Raw genomic sequence first — 7,317 nt, forward strand, 5'->3', positions numbered from 1 at the left:
CAGCCGGCGCCACTATCCGCCCCGCCGTCCGCACCGCCATCGGCCCCACCGTCCGCACCGCCATCGGCCCCACCGTCGGCACCGCCGTCGGCCCCACCGTCGGCACCGCCGTCCGCACCGCCGTCCGCGCCACCGTCCGCGCCACCATCGGCACCGGAGTCAGCACCGCCGTCCGCACCGCCGTCCGCGCCACCGTCGGCACCGCCGGCCATGCTCTCGGCGCCGCCGTCAGCGGGGCCGTGCGTGTTCTCCTCCGAGCCCATCGGGGTCTCGCTCATGGCTGTCCTCCCTGTGGTTGGGGCGCGACGCGCGCCGGTACCTCTTCCTACGCCAGAGCCGGTGAACCCGCACGTCGGAGGGTGGCTCAGAAGTCGTCGTCGAACGCGACCGACCCGCTCACCCCCACCTGGTAGGCGGACACACGACGCTCGAAGAAGTTCGACAGCTCCTGCACGTCCTGCAGCTCCATGAACGCCAGCGGGTTGGCCGAGCCGTACTCCGGCTCCAGCCCGAGCTGCGTGAGCCGCCGGTCCGCGACGTTCTCGAGGTAGAGCCGCATGTCGGCCGTGGACAGCCCGGCGACGCCCTTCCCCAGCAGGTCCTCTGCGAACTGCGCCTCGGCGTCGACCGCCTCGCGGAGCATGGCCCGCACCTGGCCGGCCATCTCGTCGTCGAAGAGGTCCGGCTCCTCCCGCCGCACCGTCTCGACCACGTCGAACGCGAACGCCATGTGCATCGACTCGTCGCGGAACACCCAGTTCGTGCCGGACGCGAGGCCGTTGAGCAGGCCCCGCGAACGCAGGAAGTACACGTAGGCGAAGGCGCCGTAGAAGAACAGCCCCTCGATGCACGCGGCGAAGCAGATGAGGTTGAGCAGGAACGCCCGCCGGTGCTCCCGGGTCTCGAGGCGGTCGAGGTCGAAGACGGAGTCGATCCACCGGAAGCAGAAGTCGGCCTTGTGCTTGATCGAGGGAATCGTGTCGACGGCCGCGAAGGCCTCGTGCCGCTCTCCCTCGTCCGGCACGTAGGTGTCGAGCAGCGTCAGGTAGAACTGCACGTGCACGGCCTCCTCGAACAGCTGGCGCGACAGGTAGAGCCGGCCCTCAGGGGAGTTGACGTGCTGGTAGAGGTTCAGCACGAGGTTGTTCGCGACGATCGTGTCGCCGGTCGCGAAGAAGGCGACGAGCCGGCTGACGAGGTGGCGCTCGGCCTCGGTGAGCCGCCCCAGGTCCTTGAGGTCGGAGTGCAGGTCCACCTCCTCGACGGTCCAGGTGTTCTTGATCGCGTCGCGGTAGCGCTCGTAGAAGTGCGGGTAGCGCATGGGCCGCAGGGTCAGGTTCATCCCGGGGTCGAGCAGCATCCGGGCCGCGGCGTCCGTGGTGGAGGTGCTCGTCGCGGAGGGGCTCGTGGCGGCGGTGTTCGTGGTGGTCATTCGCAGGCCTCGCAGGTCTCGGGGTTCTCCAGCGAGCACGCGATCGCGTCGCTGTCGTTCGGGGTGGGAGCAGCGACGGACACGGTCGCCTGCTGGATGCGCGTGGCCGGCCGCGAGCGCAGGTAGTACGTCGTCTTCAGCCCGGCCTTCCACGCGTAGAGGTACATCGAGGAGAGCTTCCCGATGGTCGGCGCCGCCAGGAACAGGTTGAGCGACTGGCTCTGGTCGATGAACGGCTGGCGCGCGGCGGCGAGGTCGATCAGCGCCCTCTGGGGCAGCTCCCACGCCGTACGGAAGAGGTGGCGCACGTCCTCGGGCAGCGCGGTGATGCCCTGGACCGAGCCGTCGCTGCGCTTGATCGCCTCGCGCACCTCCGGGGTCCACAGCCCGCGCGCCTTCAGCTCGCGCACGAGCGCCGTGTTGACCTGGAGGAACTCCCCCGAGAGCGTCTCGCGCTTGAAGAGGTTGGACACCTGGGGCTCGATGCACTCGTACACCCCGGCGATGGAGGCGATCGTCGCGGTAGGCGCGATGGCGATGAGCAGGGAGTTGCGAAGACCGTTGGCGCTGATGGACCTTCGCACCGCCTCCCACCGCTCGGCCTGTGTCGGGGTCACCCCCCAGAGGTCGGGTTGCAGGTCGCCGCGCGCCGCGCGGGTCAGGTCGTATGCCGGGTGGGGACCGTGCTGGGAGGCCAGCTCGGCCGAGCGCTCCAGCGCGGAGAGGTAGACCTCCTCGGCGACACGGGTCGACAGCTCCCGCGCCGGCTCGGAGTCGAAGGGCAGCCGCAGCGCGAAGAAGACGTCCTGCAGCCCCATGACGCCGAGCCCGACGGGTCGCCAGCGCGGGTTGGAGGCCGCCGACTCCTCGCTCGGGTAGTAGTTGATGTCGATGACCCGGTCGAGGTAGGTCACTGCCGTCCGGACGGTCTCGCGCAGGCGCTCCCAGTCGACCGCGTCGCGACCCGACGTGAGGTGCGCCGCGAGGTTGACCGAGCCGAGGTTGCAGACGGCGGTCTCGCCGTTGCTCGACACCTCGATGATCTCGGTGCAGAGGTTGGACAGGTGCACCACGGGCCGGCCCGGGCCGGGCTCGTCGCAGGTCTGGTTGCAGGTGCGGTTGCTGGCGTCCTTGAACGTCATCCAGCCGTTCCCGGTCTGCGCCAGGGTCCGCATCATCTTGCCGTAGAGGTCGCGGGCGCCGACCTGGCGGACGTAGCGGCCATCGCGCTCCGCGGCGGCATACGCCTGCTCGAAGGCCTCGCCCCACAGGTCCGGCAGCTCGGGCACCTGGTTCGGGTCGATGAGTGACCACGGCTCGTCGGCCTCGACCCGGCGCATGAACAGGTCGGGGACCCAGTTGGCGAGGTTGAGGTTGTGGGTGCGGCGGGCGTCCTCGCCGGTGTTGTCGCGCAGCTCGAGGAACTCCTCGATGTCGGGGTGCCACGGCTCGAGGTAGACGCACGCGGCGCCCTTGCGCCGGCCGCCCTGGTTGACCGCGGCGACGCTGGAGTCGAGGGTGCGCAGCCACGGGACGATCCCGTTGGAGTGGCCGTTGGTGCCGCGGATCAGCGCGCCACGGGAGCGGACCCGCGACCACGAGATCCCGATGCCGCCGGCGAACTTCGACAGCTTCGCCACCTGCGCGTAGCGGTCGTAGATCGAGTCGAGCTCGTCCTGCGGGCTGTCGACGAGGTAGCACGAGCTCATCTGGGTGTGCCGGGTGCCGGAGTTGAACAGGGTGGGGGAGCTCGGCAGGTAGGCGAGCGAGGCCATCAGGCGGTAGAAGGCGATCGCCTCCTGCGGCGTGTGGCTCAGGCCGCAGGAGACCCGGAGCAGGAAGTACTGCGGGGTCTCGATGACGGCGCGGGTCTCGGGGTGGCGCAGCAGGTAGCGGTCGTACACCGTGCGCAGCCCGAAGTACTCGAACCGCCGGTCGTTGCCGGTGTCGACGGCGTGGTCGAGCTTGCGGGCGTTCGCCTCGACGAAGGCCGCGGTCGCGTCGCCGATGAGACCCTCGAGGTGGCCGAGCCGCACGGCCTGGCTGAAGGACGCGATCTGCTGGCCCCGGACCTCCTTGTCGATGTAGTTCGACAGCAGGCGGGCGGCGAGCCGGGAGTACTCGGGCTCGCTGGCCGTCATCTCGGCGGCGGTCTGGATCGAGAGCCGGTCGAGCTCCGCGGTCGTGGCACCGTCGTAGAGGCCGCTGATCGTCTTGGTGGCGATGGCCATCGGGTCGACCTCGTCGAGGTCCTGGCACCACCGCTCGACGGCACGGACGATCTTCATCACGTCGACGGGCTCGGTGTCGCCACTGCGCTTGCGCACCTGCATGGACGCGCGGCGGGTGGTGGAGGTCGACTCCACCTCGGTCTGGGTCATGCGTGCTCTCCTCGTGAGCGGTCCGGACGGCCGGGCCACGCGGGGAGGGGCGAGCACGCAGCGGCGGGCACCGGCACACCGGGGAACGCCCACTGCAGTGTCGCGGGACCCGCCCTCGAGGCCACGACCACACCGCGCACGGGTGCGCGCGGCCGCTGGCAGGTCTTCGGACTCGTGGACGTGCCGGGCGCGAGCTCTCGCTCTCGACCCGGTGCACCTACTGGCCGTCGCTTCCCAGACCCGGAAGTCCAGTGCTTGGTGACGGCGGTCGTTTCCACTCACCGCTGCGGGGCAGTCCCGGAGTCGCACCGGGTTCCCTCTTGCCCCGGAGCCGATGGATCTCGGCCCCGGACCAGCTGCTGCACACCATATCTGCGGGGTCCGACAACACGCGCTCACCACATGTTGTGCCCGCGTGTCGCGCCCTGGTGACCTCCCGGCATACGGCAGGTATGGGTTTGGCAAGGGTTCTCCATCGCCCCGCCCGCGCCGCCACCCGCCGGGCCTAGATTCAGCCTCAGCAACGGGGAAGCAGGGGGGCCTCAATGACGATTGCCCGCACGGCCACGGTCGACGTCCTCACCGAGTGCGCCCAGCCGAGCTGGATGAGCGACGGCAACGGCGCCATCCACGACGCCCAGGCCTTCGCCGTGCGGGTCAGCCCGAAGCTGGTCGGCTCCGCCTGCGCGACCGTCGCGGGGTCACGGGCCGCGGGCGTCGACCTCTCCAGCCGCGCCGGCATCGACGCCGCAGACCGCGCCCACTCAGCCCGTCAGGCAGCGGAGCACGCTGCGCGCGGCTGACCAGTTCGGCTCTGCCGTGCCCCCAACCCCCAGGGGCACGGCAGAGTCCAGGTCACGCCCGGCTGCCCGGCTCCAGCCGCGCCCCGGCGGGGACGGTCGCGTTGCGGGCGATGCGGCTCTCGCGCCCGATGAGCGCGATGTCCTTGTCACGCGGGCGGTTCGAGGCGGGTGCGCCGCCGACGCGTGCGCCCCGACCGACGACCACCGCGTCGTCGACGATGGCCGTGCGGACCTCGGCGCCGGCCTCGATGACGACGTCGCCGAAGAGCACGGAGTCCTCGACCACCGCGCCGGCCTGCACGACCGAGCCGGGGCCGAGCACCGACCGCACCACGCGACCCCGGACCTCGCTGCCGGGGCCGATCACGGAGTCGGAGACCTCCGCACCGTCACGGACGACGCCGGGGGGCAGGTCCGGAGAGCGCGTGAGGACGGGGCGGGCCCGATCGCGGAGGGCGTCGATCCGCCCGGCCAGGAGGTCGCGGTGCGCGGCCAGGTAGGCCTCGGGCCGGCCGACGTCGCGCCAGTAGCCGGCGATGGGGTGGGCCCGGACCGTGCCCCTCTCGACCAACCGCGGGAGGAGGTGCTCCCCGAAGTCGCCCAGCCCGCTGTCGTCGCCGTCGGCGACCTGGGCGAGCTCGCGGCGCAGGTCGTCGAGCACAGCCAGCAGCGCCCCCGCGCGGTAGACGAAGATCTCGGTCGCCACCGTGGTCGCGCCCGGCCGGTTCGGCTTCACGTCCACGCCCGTCACGACGCCGGCGCGGGTGGCGTGGACGACCACGTTGTGCCGGGCCTCGGCGCGGGTCGTCTCGGCTGTGACGATGGTGCAGTCAACCCCGGAGTCGAGATGCGCATCGACCAGCGCGGCCAGGTCCATGGCGAAGACGTGGTCCGCGCTCGAGACCAGGACGACCTCCGCCCCGGAGCGGGCGATGTCGTCGCGCATGCGCAGCAGGTCGTCGGCATTGCCCTGCGAGAACCCGGACTGCGCCGCACTGCCGGCACCCTGCTCCGGCACGACCCGCCGGAAGCCTCCGCGGGTGCGGTCGAGGTCCCAGGGCCGACCGCCGGAGACGTGCGGGTCGAGCGAGCCCGCCTGGTACTGCACGGAGAGCCACACGTCGGCGAACCCGCTGTGGCTCAGGCTCGAGAGCACGAAGTCCACCAGTCGGTAGGCCCCGGCGAAGGGCAGTGCGGGCTTGGCGCGTTCACGGGTGAGGACGTCCATGCGGCTGCCCTGCCCGCCGGCCTGGACGATGGCGAGGACTGGCGGGTGTGCTCCCATGGCCAAACCCTAGGCGGAGGGCCGCGAGCCCGCTCAGGGGTGGTCGAGCAGCGCCCGCGCCAGCTCGGCGTCGGTGACGAGGCTGTGCACCAGGCCGCCGTGGAGGGCGGCGTGCACGGCCTCTTCCTTGGCGGAGCCGGAGACCACCGCGATGACCTCCGGTATGCCGCGCAGCGCCTCCTCGCCCAGGGTCACCAGCCGCTCGGCCACGGCCGGGCGGCACACCCGCCCCTGGCGGTCGAAGAAGACTCCTGCCAGCTCCCCCAGGACGCCCTCGTCCGCGAGCTCCTGCTGCTCGTGCGGGGTGAGCAGGTCGTGGATCGTCGACTCGCCCGGGGCCCACTGCCCGATGCCGACGACGGCCAGCGTCACGGCCCGCGCCCGGGCCAACCCCTCCGCGACCGCGGGCTGGCGGCGCAGGGCATCGGCGCTGGCGGCGTCGTCCAGCACGAAGGGCGCGTAGAAGACGTGCGATGTGGCCCCGGCCAGGCGCGACGCCCGGCGCACGATGTCGACGGCGCTGCTGTCGAAGTCCGGGAGCGCGATGGCCCCGGAGAGCTGGACGACCTCGATCGGCGGGAGCGACTCGAGAGCCGCCACGACGGCGTGCACGTTGCGGGACCACGGCAGGCCCAGCACGTCGTCGGCGGTGACGACCTCCTGCAGCAGGTGGGCCGCCGCCTCGCCCAGCTGCTGGCGCACTGCCGCGGGGTCGCGGTCGGGGGCGTCGACGACCACGGCGTGGGCGAGGCCGAACCTCTCCTGCAGCTGGGCCGACAGGTCGAGGTCGAGGGCGCCCTGCCGGGCGATCTCGATCCGGACCAGGCCCATCTCGCGCGCCGCGTCGAGCAGCCGGGCCACCTTGAACCGGCTGATGCCGAGCTCCTCGGCGATCTCGATCTTGGACCGCTGCTGCAGGTAGTGGCGTCGCGCGACCGCCGCGATGAGCACGAGTTCCGCGGGTCCCTGGTCCGCCACGACGGGCTCCCTTCCGGCCATGCAGCCATGCTGTCGCGTCTCGCCGCCGGCACCCCGCCATTGACAACGTGCGACACGCGACATTTTACTGGGCAGCCTACTCAGATGTGCAGCGGCTCGCTCATATGAGCACACTATCAAAGAGGCACCTGTCCGACATCGACGACGAGAGGACGAGCTGATGGCCAGACGCAGGAGGGCGGCCGGGGCGGCCGGCGTGGCAGCGGCGACGGGGGTGGCACTCAGCCTGTCGGCCTGTGCCGGCTGGGGTGGCGGCGGCGTCGGGGGCGGCGGCCCCGACAGCATCAACGTGCTCATGGTGAACAACCCGCAGATGGTCGACCTGCAGCAGCTCACCGAGGAGCACTTCACCAAGGAGACCGGCATCACGGTCAACTACACGGTGCTCCCGGAGAACGACGTCCGCGACAAGATCAG

The 7,317-nt window shown here is 71.6% G+C and carries 6 protein-coding genes, 1 pseudogene and 1 riboswitch; of the genes and pseudogenes, 2 read left to right on the top strand and 5 right to left on the bottom strand.

Features of this window, described 5'->3' with window-relative positions:
* From VIB11_RS17295 to VIB11_RS17305, 3 genes are all read right to left on the bottom strand, one after another.
* On the bottom strand, window positions 1-278 hold a 278-nt coding region (locus VIB11_RS17295), incomplete at its 3' end, for a hypothetical protein (protein WP_332057308.1).
* A gap of 86 nt (window positions 279-364) precedes the next feature.
* On the bottom strand, window positions 365-1,432 hold the full coding sequence (locus VIB11_RS17300; RefSeq protein ID WP_332057309.1) for a ribonucleotide-diphosphate reductase subunit beta: 1,068 nt from the start codon (window positions 1,430-1,432) through the stop codon (window positions 365-367).
* The gene (locus VIB11_RS17305; RefSeq protein WP_332057310.1) at window positions 1,429-3,813 is read right to left on the bottom strand and encodes a ribonucleoside-diphosphate reductase subunit alpha; all 2,385 of its coding nucleotides are present in this window, start codon (window positions 3,811-3,813) and stop codon (window positions 1,429-1,431) included. The genes VIB11_RS17300 and VIB11_RS17305 overlap by 4 nt, the downstream gene beginning before the upstream one ends.
* A 140-nt stretch (window positions 3,814-3,953) precedes the next feature.
* Window positions 3,954-4,185: riboswitch (cobalamin riboswitch) on the bottom strand.
* 173 nt (window positions 4,186-4,358) lie between these two features.
* Here VIB11_RS17305 and VIB11_RS17310 point away from each other — a divergent pair.
* Entirely contained in the window at window positions 4,359-4,616 is a 258-nt protein-coding gene (locus tag VIB11_RS17310; protein ID WP_332057311.1) for a hypothetical protein, read from the top strand.
* Window positions 4,617-4,668: 52 nt separating this feature from the next.
* Here VIB11_RS17310 and VIB11_RS17315 read toward each other — a convergent pair whose 3' ends face one another.
* Together VIB11_RS17315 and VIB11_RS17320 are read right to left on the bottom strand one after the other, a co-directional pair.
* Window positions 4,669-5,901, bottom strand: a complete 1,233-nt coding sequence (locus VIB11_RS17315) for a glucose-1-phosphate adenylyltransferase family protein (RefSeq protein ID WP_332057312.1) — start codon at window positions 5,899-5,901, stop codon at window positions 4,669-4,671.
* A gap of 33 nt (window positions 5,902-5,934) precedes the next feature.
* A complete protein-coding gene (locus tag VIB11_RS17320; RefSeq protein WP_332057313.1) occupies window positions 5,935-6,900 on the bottom strand; it encodes a sugar-binding transcriptional regulator in 966 nt (321 codons plus the stop codon).
* Between the two features lie 160 nt (window positions 6,901-7,060).
* Between VIB11_RS17320 and VIB11_RS17325 the strand changes: the two are divergent.
* A pseudogene (locus tag VIB11_RS17325) lies at window positions 7,061-7,317 on the top strand (sugar ABC transporter substrate-binding protein); the annotation flags it as partial.

Origin of the sequence: Pedococcus sp. (assembly GCF_036554925.1) — a bacterium.
Classification (GTDB): domain Bacteria; phylum Actinomycetota; class Actinomycetes; order Actinomycetales; family Dermatophilaceae; genus Pedococcus_A.